This is a genomic window from Carnimonas bestiolae, from assembly GCF_051251145.1.
GTDB classification, from domain to species: Bacteria; Pseudomonadota; Gammaproteobacteria; order Pseudomonadales; family Halomonadaceae; genus Carnimonas; species Carnimonas bestiolae.
The window spans coordinates 1-20832 of record NZ_JBPCZK010000005.1 but is presented as its reverse complement, the minus strand read 5'-3'; the positions used below and the strand labels follow the sequence as shown (position 1 = coordinate 20832).

Below are 20832 nucleotides of genomic sequence, written 5' to 3'. Positions count from 1 at the left end.
GAGGACAGCCTCAGCAGTCTCATTGCACAACGGCAAGACCTTCACCGAACACTACGGCATTGCATCCAGGGTGGATTTAAGCCCCGAGTAAATAGCGCTGATTGCCAATGACATAGTGATCATGGTCAACAAGCCGGTCAAACTACGCGATGATAGCCCCCAGATGGTCTGCATGCCGAAGCTCTATGCACGGGTGAACAAGGGCGATCTTAATGGCACCGGCGCGACTTCTCTCCAGCCACGACAACCCCACCACCCATGCCGCCGTCGACCCAGGCCAGTTTACGATCAGAGATGGCGACAATCAGCATCAAGACCTGACTAATTTAAGCCGCGACCCGGAACACACTGGGAATGCGCTCAGCCCGATTTTCGACAAGGAGAAGGAACAGCGCCGCCTCGATCGTGTGTAACAGGTTAGCGACCTCGGCACGCAGTTAAGCGACATCGCCGCCGGACTCGTCGGCGCCGCTACCGGCGACAACGCCAGCGATGCCGTACGGGCAGCGGGTTCTGGCAAACGTACGGTGGAGAATAACAATTTAGCGCTTATTATTGCAGGCGGAGAAGCAACCATTGCCGGTTGTGCTCGAGTTCCTGCTTGTGCAAACGCCATCGTTAATGCTGGATTAGGATTTTTGCTGGGTATTGCTCTCCATGACACAAGCAACCCGATGAATCAGTTATCCATAGAAGATCAACTTAGAGTAGGTTTAGCTTTACGTGGAAGAGTCGACGTAGAGCAGCTCACACCTGCGCAGCGGACTGCCTATGATTACACTATCGAGCAGCAGTGACAGAAGGGGTTAATTACTACACTCCCACAAGCGGATAACGATTTAACAGGCGGCAAGCTGGTTAATCCAGCTCAGGATCAGCACAAGGGAACAACGCTGGTTACACCGGACCAGAGTGATCAGAATGGACCAGCCATACCGGGGATAGCAGCGGTACGCCAGATACAGGCGGGAATACGTATTCCAACCCGATAACGGATCAGGATAAAGGTGATAATGTCTATCTTTCTGGCAGCTATAAACCAAACAAGGATTCTGTTAGTAATATGGGCGAACTCCTAAGCCAGCCTGGTTTTGGAACCACTATAAAAATAATTCCAGGAAGACGAATCGTCAGTATCAAGGTCAAACTATTTATACGGCAACCAAGGATATAGGGGATTCTATTTAAAAAGGTGATCAGTTTTATCTGGATGGTCTGCATAAAGATCATTTGAAAGTATTTGATAAAATGGAGACTTCAAACAAGTGCAAAACCTAGATGGTTCAACTAATAAGCCTAAAACAACTGCAGGAACAGGAAGGAGCCTGAAATGATTGGTATAGATAATATAAAAGATGTACTAATTGGCTTGTCCAGTAATGCTGAAGACTGGAATAGTGACTTCGCATCCAACTTAGATGATAAACTCGCTCATGATTTTGTGAGACTGCAGATAGAACTAAAACTTTTGAAGAACTCTTATCAAAAAAATGATTTGGTTACTGCTCAGTGTGCTTTATCGACGACGAGGTCAATGTTGTTGAGTATTTCAAATTTTTTCCATGATTTAGCAGATGATACAGAAGAGTTACTTCTATCAAAAAAGGAGAGCTACCTGAAATTCCGGAAGGATACGACGTACCAGAATCTTATAGATACATTATTCCAAAGTCTTGTTAAGTCCTAACCAGTACTTTTCATGGGTGGAGAAAGTGGAATTTATATTTGGAATAGGTGATCAGTTTTATCTGGATGGATTGTATAAAAATAATCTAAAAGTATTCCATAAGCATAAAAGATCCAAAGCAGTGCGAAGCTTAGATAGCCCAATTAACAGGACTAAAATAGATTCGGAAACAGGAAAAAGCTAACATAATTTGTGTAGATAATATAAAAGATGTGCTGATTGGCTTGTCCGGTAATACTGAAGGTTGGCATAGTGACTTCACATCCAACTTAGAGGATAAACTCGCTCATGATTTAGCCAGGTTGCAGATAGAACTAAAGCTTTTAAAGGACGCTTATCAAAGAAACGATTTGATCACTGTCCATTTTGCCTTAATACAAATGAAACCAACGTTATTGAGTACTTCAAGTTTTTTCCGTGATCTATTTGATGATATGGATGAATTAATTGTATCTAAAAGAGGAGAGCTACCTAAAATTCCAGAAAGGTACGATATACCAGAGTCTTATAATTATATTACTCCAAAGCTTTACTAAAAGCCTGAAAAGGTACTTTTCATAGAAGAAAAATCCGGTTTGGGCGGACTGGGGGGTGCCGCACAGGACTTCTAGGTGAGCTCGTGGTCGGCAGCAGCGACGATAACGTCACCATAAGCGCGGCCATCAGATCACATTCACGGCAATGATGTGGTGGCGCGCAAGTATCTCGAAATTAATGCCAAGGACGTGTCGATTACCAGAGCCGAGAACAGCCACACCACAATCAGCAAGCAAGGTCGAGACCGGGAACTCCGGCTTTGGCGCTTAACTCTCAGCCTGGCCTGTTCGCAAGGATTAATTAATGATAGATGGAAAAATCTCTTTTTATTGGAATGATACCGGTTATTACATGCTCGTGGGGGGCGATACATGGATATCAGGTGAACAAAAACCAAGTGATGGTCTAATGGAGATTGCAGCATTTTTATCAGATGATGTGCAATTTTCACCATCATCAGTAGATTACTGGGTCGGCGAATTGACAAATCTACCCGAAAGCCGAACTCCTGATGGTTTTTTTGGTATGGGGAACGCACATTGGGTAATGATGAAAGAGGACAAAATATTAATAGCATGTGAATATGTCAAAGAGTTACGAGTGCTGGTAACCCTGGAACAGCTCTTATATATATTCAAGCAATACAAGAGCGTATTAGAAAGCGGTATTCGTGATATCGACTTACCACCTGAGCCCATAGAAGTACCATTCATAGCCGAGAGTGAGGAAGCCACAAAAATGTATGTATCTATTGCTGGGAATGATGATGATGTTTCATGCATTGGCATGACTTCCGGAGAAACATAAAAAATCATGATAAAAATGCATTAAAAAACACTCTAAAGTCAGCTCATAACAACTATGAGTCCAATGTCGTCCATCTTATGCACGGTTTTATGCCACCGGATCAGGCTAACATCGAAGTTACAGGTATGAATAGTGCTGACACCAATCATTTGGGTGGTGTTATTTTAGGATAATTCGAACCAGGGGAGATGGAAATATGGGCAAACGTATAATATTATTACTGTCTACCTTTGTTGCTATTTTTTCACTAAATGCATGTGAAAGAAACGATTCCAGTAGCAGTACTTATCAAGCTCAAAGTCCAGCATCCCCTTTAGGCAAAAAATGTAGCGAAACCAATATTGATAGCAAGTATCTAGACGAAATAACATCCACTTTCACTCAATTTATCGAAAGCAATTCGTCGTATAACGAAAAGATAAAAGATGAAATTCAAAAAAAATCAGTCCTATCCATAATTGACGATGAGAAGTCGGCTTTAATATATATAACGGAAAATGTTTACTGTGGGACTGGCGGATGTACAATGTTGGTCTTGCGAAAACACAATGATGGTAATTTCAAGATCATAAATAAAATGACGGTAGTAAAGCCCCCTATATATTCATTAAAAGAAAAACATAATGGGCACCAAAGTTTTGCTGTGAACGCTAAAACCAATTCTGAGTCCGAGACGAGCATTGTTAAAATTGATTATGATGGAAGTCGGTATGTGCCGAATAATCCTTCTATGGGAAAAAATTTAATCGATAAACAAAGCGACATAATAGATAAAAAGATTATTGACTTTCGGCCATCGACACAGTATCAATGCAATTTCTAATAAACACAAAAAATTTATTATTTAATTATGGCGATAGATTAGCCATTAATAATAAATTGATAAATATTTACGACCTGAGTGTGCCCCTTGTGAAGCCCCCTGAAAGGGTTGAAAAGGAAAAGAATTTCCCCACAGGTTATAAGCCAACACTTCCTTCAAATACAAAAACCCCCGCAGCTCTGGGAGCTACGGGGGTTGAATTCTGGTGCCGGCACGAGGAGTCGAACCCCGGACCTACTGATTACAAGTCAGTTGCTCTACCAACTGAGCTATGCCGGCTAAATCACACGCTGTGAGCGCTAACCCGAGGGTTGGCTGGGGTAGCAGGATTCGAACCTGCGCATGTCGGCACCAAAAGCCGATGCCTTACCACTTGGCGATACCCCATCAAATAGGTGGTGGCCAGAGACGGAATCGAACCGCCGACACGGGGATTTTCAATCCCCTGCTCTACCAACTGAGCTATCTGGCCCCTTGCCAACGGATGCGTATTTAACCGGATAGTTCCTGATTGGTCAAGCAGTTGGCGACTTTTTTTTGCTTGGTGGCAGGCGTTTCAGCCAGCGTCTGCTGTAACACCCTGCTTGCCCCCTGAGTCCGCTTCATTCGCTGGGCGGTACATAGCCTTCGGCTACGTCAGTAGACTCATTGTTGAGGAAGCGTTCGAGCTGTTCCATCAGATACTTGCGCGTCTCAGGGTCGAGCAGATTAAGGTGCTTCTCATTGATCAGCCGGGTTTGCAGCGCTTGCCACTCTTCCCAGGCCTGTTTGGACACGGTTTCGTGAATACGCTGCCCGTTCGCGCCGGGGAGCGGCGGAAAGTCGAGCCCTGGCAGCTCTTGCTGATACTTGCGACAAAATACAGTAGCCACTATCGATACTCTCGTTTGGTCATCGTCACGTTGAGTGCTTATCCCACCATGAGGGCGGCAGGAAGGCAACGCAAGGCACGGAAAGGTGCGCTATGCGGGGGTAAGTTGCTGAAGCAGCTTTTTGACCGGCGCAGCAAGCCCCATTCCCTCGATATCAGCGGGATGAACCCAGCGCTGGCGGTCATCGGCGATACCGTGTGGGGGAAGGTTTACGCGGGCAGGCACGGGGGTAATTTCCAGCCGGAAATGACTGAACACATGCACGAAGCTCGACCATGCTGTATCGCGCTCGGCACGCGGGGCGTAGGTGTCAAGCCAATCATCGATGGCGTCGTCGCTAGCGAACTCCGGCAGGCTCCACAGGCCGCCCCAGATGCCGCTATCAGGGCGCCGTTCCATCAGCACGTCACCATCGTTGGTGGTGAGCATTAGCATGCGGGTGTGCCGCGTTGGCACCTGTTTCTTTGGCTTGGATTCCGGAAAACGCGTTTCTTCACTAAGCGCGTGGGCTTCGCAGCGATCCTCAAGCGGGCAGAGCAAACAGGCAGGCTTGGTGCGCGTACACAGCGTGGCGCCAATATCCATCATCGCCTGGGTGTAGTCACCCACCCGCTCGGTCGGCGTGTAGCGCTCAGCAATTTCCCACAGCGCGCGTTCCACCGCTGGCTTGCCGGGCCAGCCGGCGACTGCGTGAAAACGCGTGAGCACCCGCTTTACGTTACCGTCAAGAATGGCCGCGCGTCCGTTGCCAGAGAGGCTGATAATCGCGCCCGCGGTCGAGCGCCCGATTCCGGGCAGTTCAGAAAGCGCCGCAACGCTTGCCACCGGAAACTCGCCACCATATTCGTTAACGACTTGCTGCGCGGCACGGTGCAGGTTGCGTGCCCGAGCGTAGTAGCCCAGTCCGGTCCATAGATGCAGCACATCGTCCAGTGGCGCTTCGGCAAGCGCTTGCACGGTAGGAAAACGCTGCATAAAGCGTTCGAAGTAACCAATGACCGTAGCTACCTGCGTTTGCTGCAGCATGATTTCTGACACCCACACTCGGTATGGGGTTTGCTGCTGCTGCCACGGCAGGTGCTTGCGCCCGTGATCGTCAAACCATGCCAGCACACGAGCGGAAAACTGCTGTGGTTCGAGCGCTGGACGCTGATCGAGCGCGTTTTCAGCCCAATGTATTTTACGTTGCGTCAAGAAAGGCTCCCCTTGCACATACGTTGCGCTGCGCAATAGCCAACGGGTGTACGGTCTATCATTGTGTGCGATTGATTCGACAAGAAGCGCGCTACTGCTCGGGCGATGACTATTGCATGCGATAGCGATCAGCGGCGCACCACGACTCAGCAGCGTCGTCGAAACCGCCATGACAGCGCATTGGCACGTCACTGCTGCTTGTCGTCAGGCAATGCGGCGCATCCTTACCGTCCGAGCGCGCCAGAACTCTCGCAATAAACGTGCGATTGTTGAACGACGCCTGGCCGTTTCCAGTAGCGCTCCACTGCGGGAAGGCGGCGAAAGCATCATTCATCGACACCACCCCGTCGTTGAGCGTGAAGTCGGCGTTCAGTCGCTCAATGTGGGACGCCTCGCCAACAGCATCTCCTGTCGGTAGTGCGGAAGAAGCACCACGACACAGCGCATTGCCTACATCAATACCGCGAATGCGTCCTGCACTTAACGTTACTTTGCCGCTTCCGGCCAGATTATCGATCAACTTGCCAAAACTTCTGCCACTGGTCATCAGTTGCGCGGACAGATCGAGCTTGCCGTCTATTTTACCACCCCACTGCGGGTTAACCACATTGAGCGCTTGACCAAGATCCCATTGTTCCAAATGAGGCGATACCATCACCGATACCGCGCGCTGACGTGCATCCAAAGCACCACTGCCGCTCAGCTTTCCGCCAAAAACGGCCGCCGACAGATGGGAAATCGACAGATAGCCCTCGACATTATTGATGTCTGCCTCCACATGTCGGAAGCGCGCCCCCTTCAGGACCAGTGCGCCCAGCGCCAGCTTGCCCTGCATATCAACCTGCCGAAGAACGCCAAGCCACGGGAACTCGCGATTCAGGCTCGGATTGGCCTCATTGCGCGGCGCTTGCTGATGAGCCTTGTTTGCTTCGGCATCGTCCTGGGGCGCGTTATCGCTGCGCTTGCCCGGCAAATAACGGTCCAGATTCAGCATTGGGCTCTTCACATCGAACGAGAACCCTGAGGCTGCAAATACCTTGCTCGCCTCACCGCTGAGGTTGTACTTATCGAGACTGGCGGAGAAATGGGGAAAGCTGATGTACTGCGTATCGCCCTCTACCTGCGCACTCAGCGCCACTCGCGACAGCGCATTGGGGCCAGCCACCGCTCGCTGAGGATCGATACCGCGCCGCGTTAACCAAGTGCGAAGGTTCGTTGTGGGAAAGGTGACGTTGCCACTGTAGCGGGGGCTCAACGGGAAATCCCGAGCGGTAAGGTTACCCGTCGCCTGCCATCCATCGTCGCTATTTACTGACAAATCCTGAATCGAAGCATCGCCCGAGCGGCTATTACCCGACACGTTAAAATGCGCCGTCAAAGGTAGCTCGTAGCCATTGAGCAGATCCGGATAAAGCCCCGCCTCAATGGATACATCATCAATGTTGTAGTCTCCGCGTCCGCGACTACTATCGATCCCCGCAACGGTCATTTTGAGATATTGCGAGCGCTCCTTCGATAACCACGGCACTTTAGAGGTGGCCGTAAGATCAACGTTCTGCAACGCATAGAGGCGTTTTGAAGGGACGGCATTGACGTTGCCTTTCAGCTGGACATGACTGCTGGTGCCATTATCTGCCGCGATATCGGCGTTAATGTTGACCGGGAAGAAATCGCCTTCATGGAGATTGGACGCTGAGGCATTAATATTGGAGACCACCATGGTGGCCGGCAACATCGCAGCCGCCGCGGCTGGAGAGCGATCCCGGTAACGCAAGGTCCCTCTGATCACTTCGACTTTGGCGAGGTCGAGCCTCAAAACATTCAAAGCGTTGGCAGTGGAATCGATTTCATCATCAGGCTTAGTGGAAGAGTCAGCGTCATGGGAGTCGGACGATGAAGAATCAGTGCTTGCTAGCGCACGCCAATTGCGGCCGCCATCTGCATCGCGCAACAGGTCCACGCGAGGGCGATAAAGCGAGAGCGAGTCGATTTTTACGTTGCGATGGATAAGCGAAGCGACCGACACGCCCACGGTAACGCGGTCGATACGCGCCAAAGGCGCTTCGCTATGTGAAGCGCCCTGACGCTGAATACGCACGTTGTCTATCGCTATGGCGGGGTGGGGAAACAGCTTCCAGTGTGCGCTGCCGTCAACCCGAGCAACAAGACCAGTGTGCTGTGCGATGCGCTGCTCAAACCGAGCGGCATAGGTGGCGGGATCGAAAAAAAGCTGGATGCACATCGCCACGCCCGCGAGCGCTATGATCGCCGCTCCCACCAGCGCGAGCAGTGCGTAAATCGCCTTTTTCATAACACGTTCAACGCCCCCTGACGCTTGTCCATCGCAGTGTGAACGGTGCGCGAACAGCGCTACCGGAACACATGATTAAACAGTGCTGAATAGTATCCCATGTGGTACCTTTAACCCCAGCCAAGCGAGCATGTGAACAGCGTATTGCTCATAGTTGGGCAGCGTTATGCACCTTGTTCAGATTCACTCGCACGCAATATCCACAGCTACATCTTCTTCCAAGTGAAGGCTGGCACACCACTTCCCCAGCCCAATCGGCAGCCATCTACCTTGAAAGCAGGACGCAATGACTGACCACGCCACTACCCACGCTCGCACCGCGACCGTCACCCGTGACACCGCTGAAACTCGCATCCATATCGATCTCAACCTCGATGGCACTGGCAAGCTCGACGTTCAGACCGGCGTTCCCTTCTTTGAGCATATGCTCGATCAAGTTGCACGCCACGGCCAGCTTGATCTCGCCATCCAATGCGACGGCGACATCGAGATCGACGATCACCATACTGTAGAAGATATTGGCATCGCGTTGGGGCAGGCATTTCGTGAGGCGTTGGGCGACAAGCGCGGCATTCAGCGCTACGGACACGCCTATGTGCCGCTTGATGAAGCGCTATCGCGCGTCGTAATCGACTTTTCAGGACGCTCCGGCCTGTATATGAATGCTGATTTTACCCGCGCCACCGTTGGCCGTTTCGATACACAGCTGGTCAGCGAATTCTTCAACGGTTTTGTAGGCCACGCCGCTGCTACCTTGCATATCGATAACCTGAAAGGCGACAACGCTCACCATCAGGTCGAGACCATTTTCAAGGCATTTGGCCGCGCGGTACGTCAGGCTGTCAGCCACGACGAGCGCATGGCAGGCCGTATTGCATCGACCAAAGGCACGCTGTAACCACATCGTTGCCACGTAACACTGCCCGCTTATCAACGTGAGGTTTTCATGACCATTGCTGTCATTGACTACGGTATGGGCAACCTGCATTCGGTTGCCAAAGCGCTCGAGCACCTGACCAAGGAAGCCGTGATCATCACCCGCGCCCCCGACGATATCCGCACTGCCTCTCGGGTCATTCTGCCGGGCCAAGGCGCCATGCGCGACTGCATGGGCGAGCTTGAGCGTACCGAACTGACCGGCGTCGTGCAGGAAATGCTCGACGACGCCGACAAGCCGCTGTTGGGCATTTGCGTGGGCCAGCAAATGCTGCAACAAAGCAGCGAAGAAAACGGCGGCATCCAGTGTTTGAGCTATTTGGGCGGTGAGGTCAAACGCTTCCCTTCCGATATGCAGGAAGATGGCGAGCGCCTGAAGGTGCCGCACATGGGCTGGAACCACGTTGCCCAGCACCATTCGCATGCGCTGTGGGAAGGCATTCCTGACAATGAGCGCTTCTACTTCGTGCACAGCTATTACGTGAAGGCGGCCAACGACGCCGATGTGTTCGGTACCGTGCACTACGGTGATATCACCGCGCATGTCGCCACTGGCCGCGATGCCACCTTCGCGGTGCAGTTCCATCCGGAAAAAAGCGCCGCCATGGGGCTGAAGCTGCTCGCTAATTTCATTCGCTGGACGCCCTGACAGCGGCGCTTGGCTCGATATTGTGCTGCTGGAGCAGCCAACAAGAACGACAAGGTAACCGATATGCTGGTAATTCCCGCCATTGATCTAAAAGACGGGCACTGTGTGCGCCTGAAACAAGGCCGCATGGAAGACGCCACCAACTATGGCTCTGATCCCGTCGAGATGGCGAGCCGCTGGGTAGATGCCGGCGCGCGCCGTTTGCATCTGGTGGACCTTAATGGTGCTTTCGAAGGTAAACCGGTCAATGGGGGCGCTGTGACCGCCATTGCGCGGGCCTTCCCCGATCTACCCATTCAGATTGGCGGCGGCATTCGCTCCCGCGAAACCATCCAGCACTATCTGGATGCCGGCGTCTCTTACGTAATTATTGGTACGCTGGCGGTGAAAGAGCCTGATTTCGTTACCGAGATGTGCCAAGAATTCGCTGGCCATATCATCGTCGGGCTCGACGCACGCGACGGTATGGTGGCCACTGACGGCTGGGCCGAAGTGTCGGAAATCCAGGCGCTAACGCTGGGCAAGCGTTTTGCCAACGACGGCGTTAGCGCCATCGTGTACACCGATATCGCCCGCGACGGCATGATGCAGGGCGTCAATGTCGAAGCAACCGTCGAACTCGCCGAGCATGCCGGCATACCGGTGATTGCCTCGGGTGGCGTCACCAATGAAGACGATATCAAGGCACTGGCGGAAGTAGCACCGCGCGGCATTCTGGGAGCGATTACCGGGCGCGCTATCTACGAGGGTAGCCTTGATCTTGCCAGCGCTCAGCGTCTGAGCGATTCCATCGCACCGCCTACCCGCTGATTCAGGAGCTTCGTCATGACGCTTGCCAAACGCATTATTCCTTGCCTTGACGTCGATCAAGGGCGCGTTGTCAAAGGCGTTAACTTCGTTGGCATTCGCGATGCCGGCGATCCGGTGGAAGTCGCCAAGCGCTATAACGACCAAAACGCCGATGAGATTACCTTTCTCGATATTACCGCCAGTCATGAAGGGCGCGGCACCACGCTCGAGATGGTCAGCCGTATTGCGGGAGAAGTGTTTATTCCGCTGACCGTTGGCGGTGGAATTCGTAGCTGCGATGACATTCGTGCGCTGCTGAATGCCGGCGCCGACAAGGTATCGATCAATACCGCCGCGGTTACTCATCCAGAATTTGTGCGCGAAGCCGCTGAACGCTTCGGCAATCAGTGCATCGTGGTGGCAATCGACGCCAAACGCGTGTCGAGCGAAGGCGAAGCGCCGCGTTGGGAAATCTTTACCCACGGCGGCCGCAAACCTACCGGACTCGATGCGGTGAAGTGGGCGCAGAAAATGGTTGAGCTAGGCGCGGGCGAACTGCTGGTCACCAGCATGGATCGTGACGGCACCAAGATAGGCTTCGATATCGGCGTAACGCGCGCCATCAGCGATGCCGTCGATGTACCGGTGATTGCCTCGGGTGGTGTGGGCAATCTTGACCACCTTGTCGATGGCATTACGCAGGGGCATGCCGATGCGGTGCTTGCCGCCAGCATCTTCCATTTCGGTGAATATACGATCGATCAGGCCAAGCAACGTTTAGCAGATGCGGGGATTGAAGTACGCCGCTAGCGCACCAGCAGTGAGAGGCTATTTCGGGCTCGGGGCTCGGTATAACAGCATATCCCTGTGCGCCTAAGCGATAGGAAGAAGCCCCGCCCCTGCGATTGCTCAATCCTCCAGCGCGAGGCCGAGATTACTTACGCCGTCGTTATTGCCCAAACGCTTGAGCGCTTGGACTGTCTGCTTCACCGCCCCCTGCTCGCTTAGCAGCTCGATGATTTCGCTCTGGAATTCCTGCTCGTCTTGCCGCAGTGCTTCCGCGTCCTCGCTCTGCTCCCCGCGTAGCGCAGCCATCTGGTCGACTTCTCCACGTGAGAGCCGAGACAGTTCGACCACCGCCCCAGGACGTTTGCCTACGGCGGCCTCCAAACAAATGCCTAATGCCATAATGGCGTCACGCGCCATCTGCGCACCAAAGCTGCTATCGCCGTCTTCGAGTGATTTCTCCAGCTCGGTTTCCAGCGGAAGCAGTTTTTCGGCCTGAAGCTCGAAATTTATTTTCGCCGCAGGAGCCAGCAGCTTCTCCCACACCAGCGCCATGCTGCTGTCTGCCTGACGCCGATGACCGCCTCCGCTCATCTCGCAGTATAGGCGGTAGTTATGCAGCATCCGCTCACACAGCGTCGCTGCGGCGGCTACACTGCCGCGTTCGTCCAGGGACTCGAACGCTGCTTCCAGCGCATCGAATTGATTCTCGTGCATAAATTTTCCGCGCAAGTTCGGTAAACAAGGAAAACAGCCGCTTTCAGGGCCAGAAGAAGCTAGTGGGAACCCGGGATTTTCCTTCGAGGTTAATACCTTCAGCCTTTAGCAAACGCTGTTGTTCTACAGCCCCCGCATGGTCGGCCAGCTTGCCTGATGCGTTAATAACGCGGTGCCAGGGTAAGCCATGGCCGCTAGGCAGTTGCCGCATCGCGCTACCCACCATGCGTGCTGTGGCACCTTCTGTCATTGCCGCGATACGCCCGTAGCTGGTGACTCGGCCTTCAGGCACACGCGCCACAATGGTATAGATCTGTGCTTTCAGTTCAGGAGACAATTTTTGCTCTCTGTTAACGCAATGGCGCTATCGCTGCACGAAAACATTTGATAAAACAAAAAGGCAGCTATCCTTAACACCGTATGGGCAAGACCAGCACACCTTGTCGCGCTGATCCAACGCGAGTCCGACAAGGATACCCCACCTATTGCTACGGCGGGAGTTCGCACCATGCATGTTTATTTCTTGCAGCATCATCCAGACCACGGCCCGGGGCGCTTTTCAGACTGGCTGACCGGAATGGGCCACAGCTTCAATACCTGCCACCTTTACGAGGATGAGATCCCGCCCAAACCCAGCGATTTCGATGCACTGATTGTACTGGATAGCCCCGACAGTGCGCTTGATGACACTCCTTATCTGCATATCAAACGCGAGCGCAAGCTCATCCATCGCGTGCTCAACAGCGCTAAACCTCTGTTAGGCGTCGGCTATGGCGGTTGCCTGATTGCACAGGAAATGGGCGCTCTGGTGTCTGCGGGCAGCTATCCGGAATTTGGTTGGAGCAGCGTTCGAAAGGCGCCCGACTGCCCGTTGAATGTGCCTGACACCTTTGATGTTTTTCACTGGCACCAGGAAATCTTTGGGCTACCGCAAGGCGCATTGCCCATCGGCAGTACGCGCATTGCCCCGCTGCAAGGGTTTTGCTGGGATTCCGAGCGCGTTATCAGCCTGTTGTTTCACACCGAGGTTACCGCCACTACGGCCCTTGCGATCACGGAAAGCACCATGGCCTGCGTGGGTGCCGACGACGATGCCGTGAATCCTGCGGCGCTGGATGCCTGTGTCGAGTCAGATCGCCGCTTTGATCGGCTTGCCCCGCTTCTCGATCGCATCATGCTGCAATGGCTGCGTCTGTGAGCCCCCCTTCCGCCACAATAAAAAAACACCACGGTCGTTTTTACGACCGTGGTGCTCGATTGATGCGTACCAAGCGGCGACAACCAGCGCTAATTCTTTCGCTGAAGCACCACCCCGCACGTCTATGGCGCGTTAGAGCGCAGCCAATGCATCCGTTAGCTTGTCGACACCGATAATCTGCATGCCTTCCGGAGCCTGCTTAGGCGCATTCGCGCTAGGCACAATGGCCTTGGTGAAGCCGTGCTTGGCCGCTTCAACAATACGGCTTTGCCCGCTAGGCACCGGACGGATTTCACCCGACAGCCCAACTTCGCCGAACACCACCAGTTCGCGCGGCAGTGGCTGATTGCGCAAGCTCGATACAATCGCGAGCAGCACTGCCAGGTCAGCACTGGTTTCCAGCACTTTTACGCCACCTACAACGTTGATAAACACGTCCTGATCGCCGCTAAACAACCCACCGTGCTTGTGCAGCACCGCCAGCAGCATCGCTAGTCGCTGACCGTCCATACCCACAGCAACACGCCGTGGGTTGCTCATCTGCGATTCGTCCAGCAGCGCCTGCACTTCGACCAGCAACGGTCGGGTGCCTTCCCATACCACCATCACCACGCTGCCTGCCGCCTGTTCTTCACCGCGGGTAAGGAAGATCGCGCTGGGATTCTTGACCTCCTTGAGACCGTGCTCAAGCATCGCGAATACGCCAAGTTCGTTAACAGCGCCAAAGCGGTTCTTCTGTCCCCGCAAGGTGCGAAAACGCGAGTCAGCGCTGCCTTCCAGCAGCAAGGAAGCATCGATCATATGCTCGAGCACCTTGGGCCCAGCAAGGGTGCCATCCTTGGTCACGTGCCCTACCAGCAGCAGCACGGTGCTGCTTTGCTTGGCAAAACGCGTGAGTGCCGCAGAAGACTCACGCACTTGCGCTACACCGCCCGGTGCTGAAGAGATGTCTTCAAGGTGCATGGTCTGAATGGAGTCGATAATCAGAATATCGGGGCGCTCGCGCTCGCAGGTTGCCAGAATGGTCTCAATGCTGGTTTCCGCCAGCATATGCAGCCCTTGAGTGGGCAGGTGCAGGCGATGAGCACGCATGGCCACCTGTGACAGCGATTCTTCGCCCGTCACATAGAGCACCTTCTTCTGCTGCGCGAGCTTGCAGGCAGTTTGCAGAAGCAGCGTCGATTTACCGGCACCAGGGTTACCACCCAACAATACCGCCGACCCCGGCACCAGACCGCCGCCCAATACGCGGTCAAACTCGCTGAAGGTCGAGGAGAAACGCGGCACCTCGGCCAAATCGACACTGGATAGATCGACCACGTCGCTGGACGCGCTGCCTGCGTATCCCTGACGTACCGCTTGCCCACCGCCTGAGCGTGACGGCGAAGAGAGCCGCACTTCGCTGAGCGTGTTCCATTCGCGGCAGCTACTGCATTGCCCCTGCCACTTGGAGTACTCAGCGCCACACTCAGTGCAGACGAACGCGGACTTGGGTTTGGCCATAACAACTCTCTTGATAAACACCCGACGTAACGCCGCCCCACTCCAACCTTTGCAGCGGGCGGGAGCAGGGGGCGTTGATAGCTTCGCGGTGAAGGGGAATTTTTACTGAGGACTCACCGCTACTGGCGTTTCAGGCGCAGCGCGTTGCCGTTTTCGAAACGGTGAAGGTCTGGCTTGATCAGTTCCAGCGTGTTGTCGTCTACGCGCAGGAAGTAGTAATCACGCTTGTCGTTGCCCTCGGACGGCGTTAGCTGAATCACCTTGGCGCTTTTGTCATCGGGAGTACCCGAAAGCGCTCCCCACGAGCCTTGATAGTGCTCAGCGGCCGGGGTCTTGGGATGGTTCTTGTAGTTCGCATCCAGCGTGAAGGTATGATCGCCCGCAGACGCGGTGCTGTTGTCACCTTCAATCGTTAGGGTAGTGTCGATGCCGGTGCAGCTACGGCAAGGAAAGGTACCTTTGAAGGTTTCTGTTTGCGGGGCGCTGGCCTCGCTTTTTTCAATTGCCTGCTGGTCCGAACCGCTTTCTTCCTGATGGCTTGCGCAGCCTGCCAACAGCAATGCAGCAGCGGCCGTTGCCGATAGGGTCCTTAACTTCATGAGGTGCTCCTTGCTCCCGGTCGTGTGGCTATATGCGATGCATCCGTTAGCACATTTTTACTGGGCATCGCCTAAGCGGGCGATAACGTCACCATAGCATACCGCTCATCTATCAACAGAGTGTAGCGAGTTGTCACCGGGAATGTCTTGCGTGGACTATCCCCACGCGCGAATATGAGGGTTTTGATGCGAACTTGCGGAGCCTATCTTTTCCCATGAGCACGTTCTGGAGCCCAGCGGTACACGAGTTGACCCCTTATGTTCCCGGAGAACAGCCACGCCAGCGGTTGGTGAAACTGAATACCAACGAAAATCCCTATCCTCCGGCGCCCGCTGTTACCGACGTGCTGCGCAATTTCGATAGTGAGAGTTTACGGCTGTACCCCGATCCGAGCTCGGACGAACTGCGCGCCGCGTTGGCGCAACAGTACGACGTCGCGCCCGAGCAAGTGTTCGTCGGCAACGGTTCCGATGAAGTGCTAGCACTCGCCTTTATGGCGTTTTTCCGCCAGCAAGCGCCTTTGTATATGCCCGACATTAGCTACAGTTTCTATCCCGTGTACTGCGAGCTGTACGGCATTGAGCGGCGAGCACTGCCCCTCGACGAACAATGGCGCGTCGATCTCGATGCTTTTCCCCAGCACAACGGCGGTATCATTTTCGCCAATCCAAATGCTCCTACCGGCCACGCCCACCCCAGATCAGCCATTCAGCAGCTGCTCGAACGACAGCAGCATTCGGTGGTACTGGTGGACGAAGCCTACGTGGATTTCGGCGCCGAAAGCAGCGTGCCGCTCATTGATCGTTATCCCAACCTGCTGGTGTGCGGCACCTTCTCGAAGTCGCGCAGCCTGGCGGGGCTTCGGCTTGGCTTCGCGATCGGATCCCGTGAATTGATTGAGGGCCTTGAGCGAGTTAAAAACTCCTTCAACTCCTACCCCATCGATCGATTAGCGTCCGCCTGCGCCGTGGCCTCGCTCGCCGACCAGGCGTACTTTGAGCGCAACGTTAACGCCGTGATCGCCACCCGTACCTGGACGACCCAAGAGCTCGAAACGCGTGGTTTCGAGGTACTGCCTTCGCACAGCAATTTCGTTTTTGCACGTCCGACGAAGGTAAGCGGTGCTGCGTTATTTGATGGTTTGCGCGACAAAGGCATCGTGGTACGCCATTTTACGGCGGAGAAACTGGCGCCTTTCTTGCGCATCTCGATCGGTACCGATAACGAAATGCAGCAACTTATCGACGCTATCGATCAACTCCAGCCATGAGTAAAGCATTACCTGAGCTGACCGGTATTCATCATGTTGCACTGATTACCTCTGACTATGCTGCATCACGCAGGTTCTACGTTGATATCCTAGGCGCACAGGTGATCAGCGAAACTTGGCGGGCTGAGCGCGAAAGCCATAAGCTGGATATGCGTTTACCCGGCGGCGCTCAGTTGGAACTTTTCTCGTTTCCTTCTCCCCCGCCGCGCGTAGATAGCCCAGAGGCGTGCGGCCTTCGTCACCTCGCCTTCGGCTGCACTGATATTGAGGCAATCATCGAAAGGCTGGGGGAACACGGCGTGCCCGCAGAACCGGTGCGCGTTGACGCCCTCACCGATAAGCGATTTACCTTCGTGAAAGATCCGGATGGCACGCCCATCGAATTTTACGAAGTGACTTAAGGCCTGCGTCGGTGGGCATTGATATATGTCTTCGAGCCGCCCGCTATCAGAACTCAGGTTGAGCAATGGTGACGGGCGCTGCGCGCGCCTCGATAACGCCTCCGGCCTCCAGCAAGATATCTTCCCGGAACGAATCGCCAAGCAGCTGAATACCCACGGGCGTGTTGTCGTCGGTTAGGGCGGTGGTAAGCGTCATTGCGGGTATCCCCAGCACCGGTATCGCCATCATTGGGAACAGCCCCCGCGACATGCGCTCCGGGTCGGTCAGATCGAGTTGATCAGGTAACGCCAGCTCAGCGGCAGGAGGCAGCAATACCAGCGAATACTGGGCCAGGAAGCGCTTCCACTGACGAATCACTGTGGCACGTTTAGTAAGGGTCGATGAGAGCGCGTCGGCGGGCAACCGATCAACAAAACCACGCGCTTTGTCGATCATTTTCAGGATAGCAACGTCGCCTTCCTGTTCCGCAACTTCAGCCCACTGCTCGAAACCATCCGCCAGCCACAACGATAACTGCAAGGAAGCAGGTTCTTTTAGCGATGGTAGCTCTTCTACCTCATCCACCACCCAACCACTCGCGCGCAACGCATCAGCGGCCTTGTGAAGCTCATGCTGAATTTCCGGCGCAGTCTCCAGCCCCTCGGGACGCAAGCACACCGCCGCTCGTTTCGGCTTTGGTGTGCCGTGTAGCGGTGCAGGCTGGTACCACACATCGCGCGGATCGGGTTGGGCCATCACCCCAAGCGCTAGCCGAAGATCGGCAACGCTGCGGGCAAGCGGGCCGGCTACCGACATCAACTGAGGCCCAATACTGCGCTCGGCGCCACTTGGGTTGAAATTGGCCACGCGACCAAGCGTTGGGCGTAAACCATGTACACCACAAGCGAATGCGGGATAGCGAATAGAGCCCGCGATATCGGTGCCATGTGCAAGCGCACCGATGCCGCTGGCGAGTGCTGAAGCCGCTCCGCCCGAAGAGCCGCCCGGGGTAAGCGCCTTGTTTCGTGGGTTGTAGGTATGCCCATGCAGACGATTGTTGGTGAACAGACGCGCGCTGAAGGCTGGCGTGTTCGTACGCCCAAGCAGAATGGCCCCAGCATCGATCAGGCGCTGCACAACAGGATTGTTAGCGTCTGCGATCAAATCCTTCTGCAACATTAGTCCGTTGGTATTGGCATAGCCTTTCTGATCCGTGTTGATCTTGATGGTAACGGGCACCCCCGCCAATGGCCCTACTTCTTCACCCGCTGCTAACCGTTCATCGATACGCTTCGCCTGCGCTAATACATCATCGCTCCGATAGTCCACTACTGCATTGATGGCGGGATTAACCGCTTCTAAGCGTGCCAGCGCCTGGCGAGCCACCGAATAGGCACTTAGCCTGCCGCTATTCACCAGCACCGCTAACTGCGAAGCAGACAATCGCCAGCTCTGTTCGTTCTCTATCACATCATCTAACGCGTTTTGGGAAGGTGACACCTGCAACTCCTTGAGCGATATAAATCCATGGCGGTGGTGTGAACACTATTCTTTACTTATACGCTCTTATAAATTTCCGCCAACGATAAATAACGAAATTAAATAACAAACAAGTATTCGATATAACGCTAACGAAAATGGCGTGCCAGACCGGTACCCCAGTGCGGCTCGATCGTGCGGATGTGGAAAATTAAGCGCTATCACAGACTATTCGGGAGCAGCTCTCGCATACGGCGACCAGCAGAGAGATGCCGTGACGCAACACTTAGCAGTCGATTGCGGGTGCGAGAGAGCGCATACCGTCGTGCCTTTACGACGATTCTACCTTCGGCAGCACTTATCGACGTCTCCATCGCGGCAGCTAATAATATCGTTATTACACGTGAAGTAATAAATACCCCATGATCGATTCTTACACTCTCATCGAGCCATTGACTAAGTTGCACTGATAAAAAGCAAAGTACATTCGATTTCTGCAACAGTATCAAATTAAAAAACACGAATTATCAGTATAAAGATGGGAACGCTTATGACGTTATGGGGAAGACTGCTGCTGGGAACCACCTTAATCGCATGCAGTTCGATGGCAGTTGCCGAGACCGACAATCAACCTGGTAAGACACAATCACAGAGTGGAGAAGCAGAGACGCCAGCCGAAAACTGCCATGCATGGGATAAACTGGCGCCGCGTCATAGTATCAATTCAATGATGCAACGCCCTTGCCAAACGTTGTTCCCCTCTATGGGGGGCTTTAGACAAGTGCTGGCAGAGCACGGCTGGGGCATAGAGGGGCTTATATCAGGCGACTACTCCTACGATATACGCGGGCACAATCGCCACCCACGTACCTATAACGGGCAGTCGCCCACCTATAAGCCACGCACCGCCTGGAACCTGACCTACGACCTAACGCGCTTGGGCTGGGGAGGAGATGCGCAATTTATTGTGGGAGGAGTGTGGCAAGGCGGGCAATACAAGGAAGTGCGGCCTAACTATGCCGCGATGAGCACCTTCGCAGTGAATCAACGTTTCTTCGATGGGCAGCTTTCCTTGCAGTACGGCTACTACACGTTGCTGAACGAATATTACGGCAGCGTACTGGGCGGCAATAGTGCTACTGCGGCGCAAGGCCCGAGTGCAACGCTTCCCACCCAGGTAGGCCTGACGCAATTCGAAGCGGTGCCAGCAGTAACAATTACCGGAAGAGATCCCAGTAAACATTGGTACAACGAATTCACCATGGCGCGTAGCGGCAGTCCGAAGGGATACATTCAGGGGTTGGATGATAACCCTACCGGCTTCAAGCTAAAGGTAAGCGGTGCGCGTGCAATGTTCGTCGATGAAGCTGGCTTCAAACGCCCCTCCGCTCCTCATCAGCGTGGCTTATGGGCTCGTGTTGGTGGCATTTATAACACTAGCCATTACCGCAAATGGAAAGGAGGCGAGTCGAGCAATAACTACGGCATTTACGCCGGCTATACGGCGCAGCTTACTCAGCCAGATCACATCAGCCGTAGGGGGTGGTACGTAGATGCAAAGTCGACCTATATCCCGCAGGATCGCAATATCTATGGCGGTGATATTCAGCTCACCACCTTTTACATCGGGCCATTTGCATCGCGTCCTTACGACATGGCATCGCTGGGCGCATCGCGCTCGTTCTTCAACAAGGACGGGCGTCATTTATTGGAAGACAACGACATTGGTGCTGAACACTCGAGCACGGGGATTACAGCGTCTTACGCTGCCAATGTCTTCCGCGGTTTTTACCTTAACAACGCGCTAACGTACCAAACTCAGCCCGCCTTCACGCCTAAGCAAGCCGATGCGCTAATCTACCAGTTGGTAGCGATCTTATCGTTTTAATGGAGGAAAAATGGCCAATGGCCCCGGTCGGTGGTGGCCGCTCGCCAGCCGGCTTCTGCGCTCTCCGGCCTTTCCTCCAACCAAAGAAAAACCCTCGACCGGTGTTAACCAATCGAGGGGTTGGAATAAATGCCTGACGATGACCTACTCTCACACGGGGAATCCCCACACTACCATCGGCGCTAAGCGGTTTCACTTCTGAGTTCGGCATGGGATCAGGTGGTGGCCGCTCGCCAGCCGGCTTCTACGCTCTCCGGCTTTTCCTCCAGCCAAAGAAAAACCCTCGACCGGTGCTAACCAATCGAGGGTTTGGAATAAATGCCTGACGATGACCTACTCTCACATGGGGAATCCCCACACTACCATCGGCGCTAAACGGTTTCACTTCTGAGTTCGGCATGGGAT

Annotated in this window: 22 protein-coding genes, 3 tRNA genes and 2 rRNA genes; 14 read left to right on the top strand and 13 right to left on the bottom strand. The window is 53.9% G+C overall.

Translation table 11 applies throughout. From position 1 onward, the window contains the following. Positions 1 to 212 precede the first annotated feature (212 nt). From R84865_RS07575 to R84865_RS07550, 6 genes are all read left to right on the top strand, one after another. Positions 213 to 413: a hypothetical protein gene (locus R84865_RS07575; protein ID WP_435639296.1), complete on the top strand. Its 201-nt coding sequence runs from the start codon at positions 213 to 215 to the stop codon at positions 411 to 413. A gap of 33 nt (positions 414 to 446) precedes the next feature. Further along, positions 447 to 797, top strand: a complete 351-nt coding sequence (locus R84865_RS07570; RefSeq protein ID WP_435639374.1) for a VENN motif pre-toxin domain-containing protein — start codon at positions 447 to 449, stop codon at positions 795 to 797. Between the two features lie 533 nt (positions 798 to 1330). After that, the gene (locus R84865_RS07565; RefSeq protein WP_435639295.1) at positions 1331 to 1687 is read left to right on the top strand and encodes a hypothetical protein; all 357 of its coding nucleotides are present in this window, start codon (positions 1331 to 1333) and stop codon (positions 1685 to 1687) included. 212 nt (positions 1688 to 1899) lie between these two features. Next, positions 1900 to 2223, top strand: a complete 324-nt coding sequence (locus tag R84865_RS07560; RefSeq protein ID WP_435639294.1) for a hypothetical protein — start codon at positions 1900 to 1902, stop codon at positions 2221 to 2223. 304 nt (positions 2224 to 2527) lie between these two features. Then, entirely contained in the window at positions 2528 to 3031 is a 504-nt protein-coding gene (locus R84865_RS07555; RefSeq protein WP_435639293.1) for a hypothetical protein, read from the top strand. A 196-nt stretch (positions 3032 to 3227) separates the two neighbouring features. Next, positions 3228 to 3854: a COG3650 family protein gene (locus tag R84865_RS07550; protein WP_435639292.1), complete on the top strand. Its 627-nt coding sequence runs from the start codon at positions 3228 to 3230 to the stop codon at positions 3852 to 3854. Between the two features lie 203 nt (positions 3855 to 4057). On the opposite strand, the gene R84865_RS07545 is transcribed toward R84865_RS07550, so the two are convergent. The 6 genes from R84865_RS07545 to R84865_RS07520 all read right to left on the bottom strand — a co-directional run bounded on the left by R84865_RS07545 (position 4058) and on the right by R84865_RS07520 (position 8231). Then, positions 4058 to 4133: transfer RNA gene (locus tag R84865_RS07545), tRNA-Thr, on the bottom strand. Positions 4134 to 4166: 33 nt separating this feature from the next. Further along, positions 4167 to 4241, bottom strand: a tRNA-Gln gene (locus tag R84865_RS07540). A 9-nt stretch (positions 4242 to 4250) separates the two neighbouring features. Beyond that, a tRNA-Phe gene (locus tag R84865_RS07535) sits at positions 4251 to 4326 on the bottom strand. Between the two features lie 130 nt (positions 4327 to 4456). Beyond that, the gene (locus tag R84865_RS07530) at positions 4457 to 4729 is read right to left on the bottom strand and encodes an oxidative damage protection protein (protein ID WP_435638325.1); all 273 of its coding nucleotides are present in this window, start codon (positions 4727 to 4729) and stop codon (positions 4457 to 4459) included. Positions 4730 to 4816: 87 nt separating this feature from the next. Further along, entirely contained in the window at positions 4817 to 5920 is a 1104-nt protein-coding gene (gene mutY, locus R84865_RS07525) for an A/G-specific adenine glycosylase (protein WP_435639291.1), read from the bottom strand. 109 nt (positions 5921 to 6029) lie between these two features. Next, positions 6030 to 8231, bottom strand: a complete 2202-nt coding sequence (locus R84865_RS07520; RefSeq protein ID WP_435639290.1) for an AsmA family protein — start codon at positions 8229 to 8231, stop codon at positions 6030 to 6032. A 286-nt stretch (positions 8232 to 8517) separates the two neighbouring features. Here R84865_RS07520 and hisB point away from each other — a divergent pair, with 286 nt between their 5' ends. The 4 genes from hisB (at position 8518) to hisF (ending at position 11415) form a co-directional block, all read left to right on the top strand. Next, positions 8518 to 9129, top strand: coding sequence for an imidazoleglycerol-phosphate dehydratase HisB (gene hisB, locus R84865_RS07515; protein WP_435633467.1), 612 nt, complete (start codon positions 8518 to 8520; stop codon positions 9127 to 9129). A gap of 48 nt (positions 9130 to 9177) precedes the next feature. After that, on the top strand, positions 9178 to 9816 hold the full coding sequence (gene hisH, locus R84865_RS07510; RefSeq protein WP_435639289.1) for an imidazole glycerol phosphate synthase subunit HisH: 639 nt from the start codon (positions 9178 to 9180) through the stop codon (positions 9814 to 9816). A 63-nt stretch (positions 9817 to 9879) separates the two neighbouring features. Further along, positions 9880 to 10626 (top strand): 1-(5-phosphoribosyl)-5-[(5-phosphoribosylamino)methylideneamino]imidazole-4-carboxamide isomerase, encoded by a 747-nt coding sequence (gene hisA / locus R84865_RS07505; protein WP_435639288.1) that lies wholly within the window; start codon positions 9880 to 9882, stop codon positions 10624 to 10626. A 15-nt stretch (positions 10627 to 10641) separates the two neighbouring features. After that, positions 10642 to 11415, top strand: a complete 774-nt coding sequence (gene hisF / locus R84865_RS07500; protein ID WP_435633464.1) for an imidazole glycerol phosphate synthase subunit HisF — start codon at positions 10642 to 10644, stop codon at positions 11413 to 11415. A gap of 99 nt (positions 11416 to 11514) precedes the next feature. Here the strand turns inward: hisF and R84865_RS07495 are convergent, their stop codons facing one another. Both R84865_RS07495 and R84865_RS07490 read right to left on the bottom strand, forming a co-directional pair. After that, complete coding sequence (locus tag R84865_RS07495; RefSeq protein WP_435633463.1) at positions 11515 to 12108, bottom strand: DUF416 family protein; 594 nt, start codon at positions 12106 to 12108, stop codon at positions 11515 to 11517. Positions 12109 to 12151: 43 nt separating this feature from the next. Further along, positions 12152 to 12445 (bottom strand): MGMT family protein, encoded by a 294-nt coding sequence (locus tag R84865_RS07490; RefSeq protein WP_435639287.1) that lies wholly within the window; start codon positions 12443 to 12445, stop codon positions 12152 to 12154. Between the two features lie 171 nt (positions 12446 to 12616). Between R84865_RS07490 and R84865_RS07485 the strand changes: the two genes are divergently transcribed. Continuing rightward, positions 12617 to 13306, top strand: coding sequence for a type 1 glutamine amidotransferase (locus tag R84865_RS07485; protein ID WP_435633461.1), 690 nt, complete (start codon positions 12617 to 12619; stop codon positions 13304 to 13306). A gap of 132 nt (positions 13307 to 13438) precedes the next feature. Here the strand turns inward: R84865_RS07485 and radA are convergent, their stop codons facing one another. Then, complete coding sequence (gene radA / locus R84865_RS07480) at positions 13439 to 14809, bottom strand: DNA repair protein RadA (RefSeq protein WP_435633460.1); 1371 nt, start codon at positions 14807 to 14809, stop codon at positions 13439 to 13441. Between the two features lie 119 nt (positions 14810 to 14928). After that, on the bottom strand, positions 14929 to 15408 hold the full coding sequence (locus R84865_RS07475; protein ID WP_435639286.1) for a copper resistance protein NlpE N-terminal domain-containing protein: 480 nt from the start codon (positions 15406 to 15408) through the stop codon (positions 14929 to 14931). 215 nt (positions 15409 to 15623) lie between these two features. Here R84865_RS07475 and hisC point away from each other — a divergent pair, with 215 nt between their 5' ends. Together hisC and gloA2 are read left to right on the top strand one after the other, a co-directional pair. After that, positions 15624 to 16679, top strand: coding sequence for a histidinol-phosphate transaminase (gene hisC, locus R84865_RS07470; RefSeq protein ID WP_435639285.1), 1056 nt, complete (start codon positions 15624 to 15626; stop codon positions 16677 to 16679). After that, positions 16676 to 17080, top strand: coding sequence for an SMU1112c/YaeR family gloxylase I-like metalloprotein (gloA2, locus tag R84865_RS07465; protein ID WP_435639284.1), 405 nt, complete (start codon positions 16676 to 16678; stop codon positions 17078 to 17080). The genes hisC and gloA2 overlap by 4 nt, the downstream gene beginning before the upstream one ends. Before the next feature lie 46 nt (positions 17081 to 17126). On the opposite strand, the gene R84865_RS07460 is transcribed toward gloA2, so the two are convergent. Next, positions 17127 to 18560: an amidase family protein gene (locus tag R84865_RS07460; protein WP_435639283.1), complete on the bottom strand. Its 1434-nt coding sequence runs from the start codon at positions 18558 to 18560 to the stop codon at positions 17127 to 17129. A 706-nt stretch (positions 18561 to 19266) separates the two neighbouring features. On the opposite strand from R84865_RS07460, the gene R84865_RS07455 reads away from it, so the two are divergent. Next, complete coding sequence (locus tag R84865_RS07455) at positions 19267 to 20427, top strand: carbohydrate porin (RefSeq protein ID WP_435639282.1); 1161 nt, start codon at positions 19267 to 19269, stop codon at positions 20425 to 20427. A 131-nt stretch (positions 20428 to 20558) separates the two neighbouring features. On the opposite strand, the gene rrf (R84865_RS07450) is transcribed toward R84865_RS07455, so the two are convergent. Beyond that, positions 20559 to 20668: ribosomal RNA gene (rrf, locus tag R84865_RS07450) — 5S ribosomal RNA — on the bottom strand. 79 nt (positions 20669 to 20747) lie between these two features. Beyond that, positions 20748 to 20832 (bottom strand): 5S ribosomal RNA (gene rrf, locus R84865_RS07445); the annotation flags it as partial.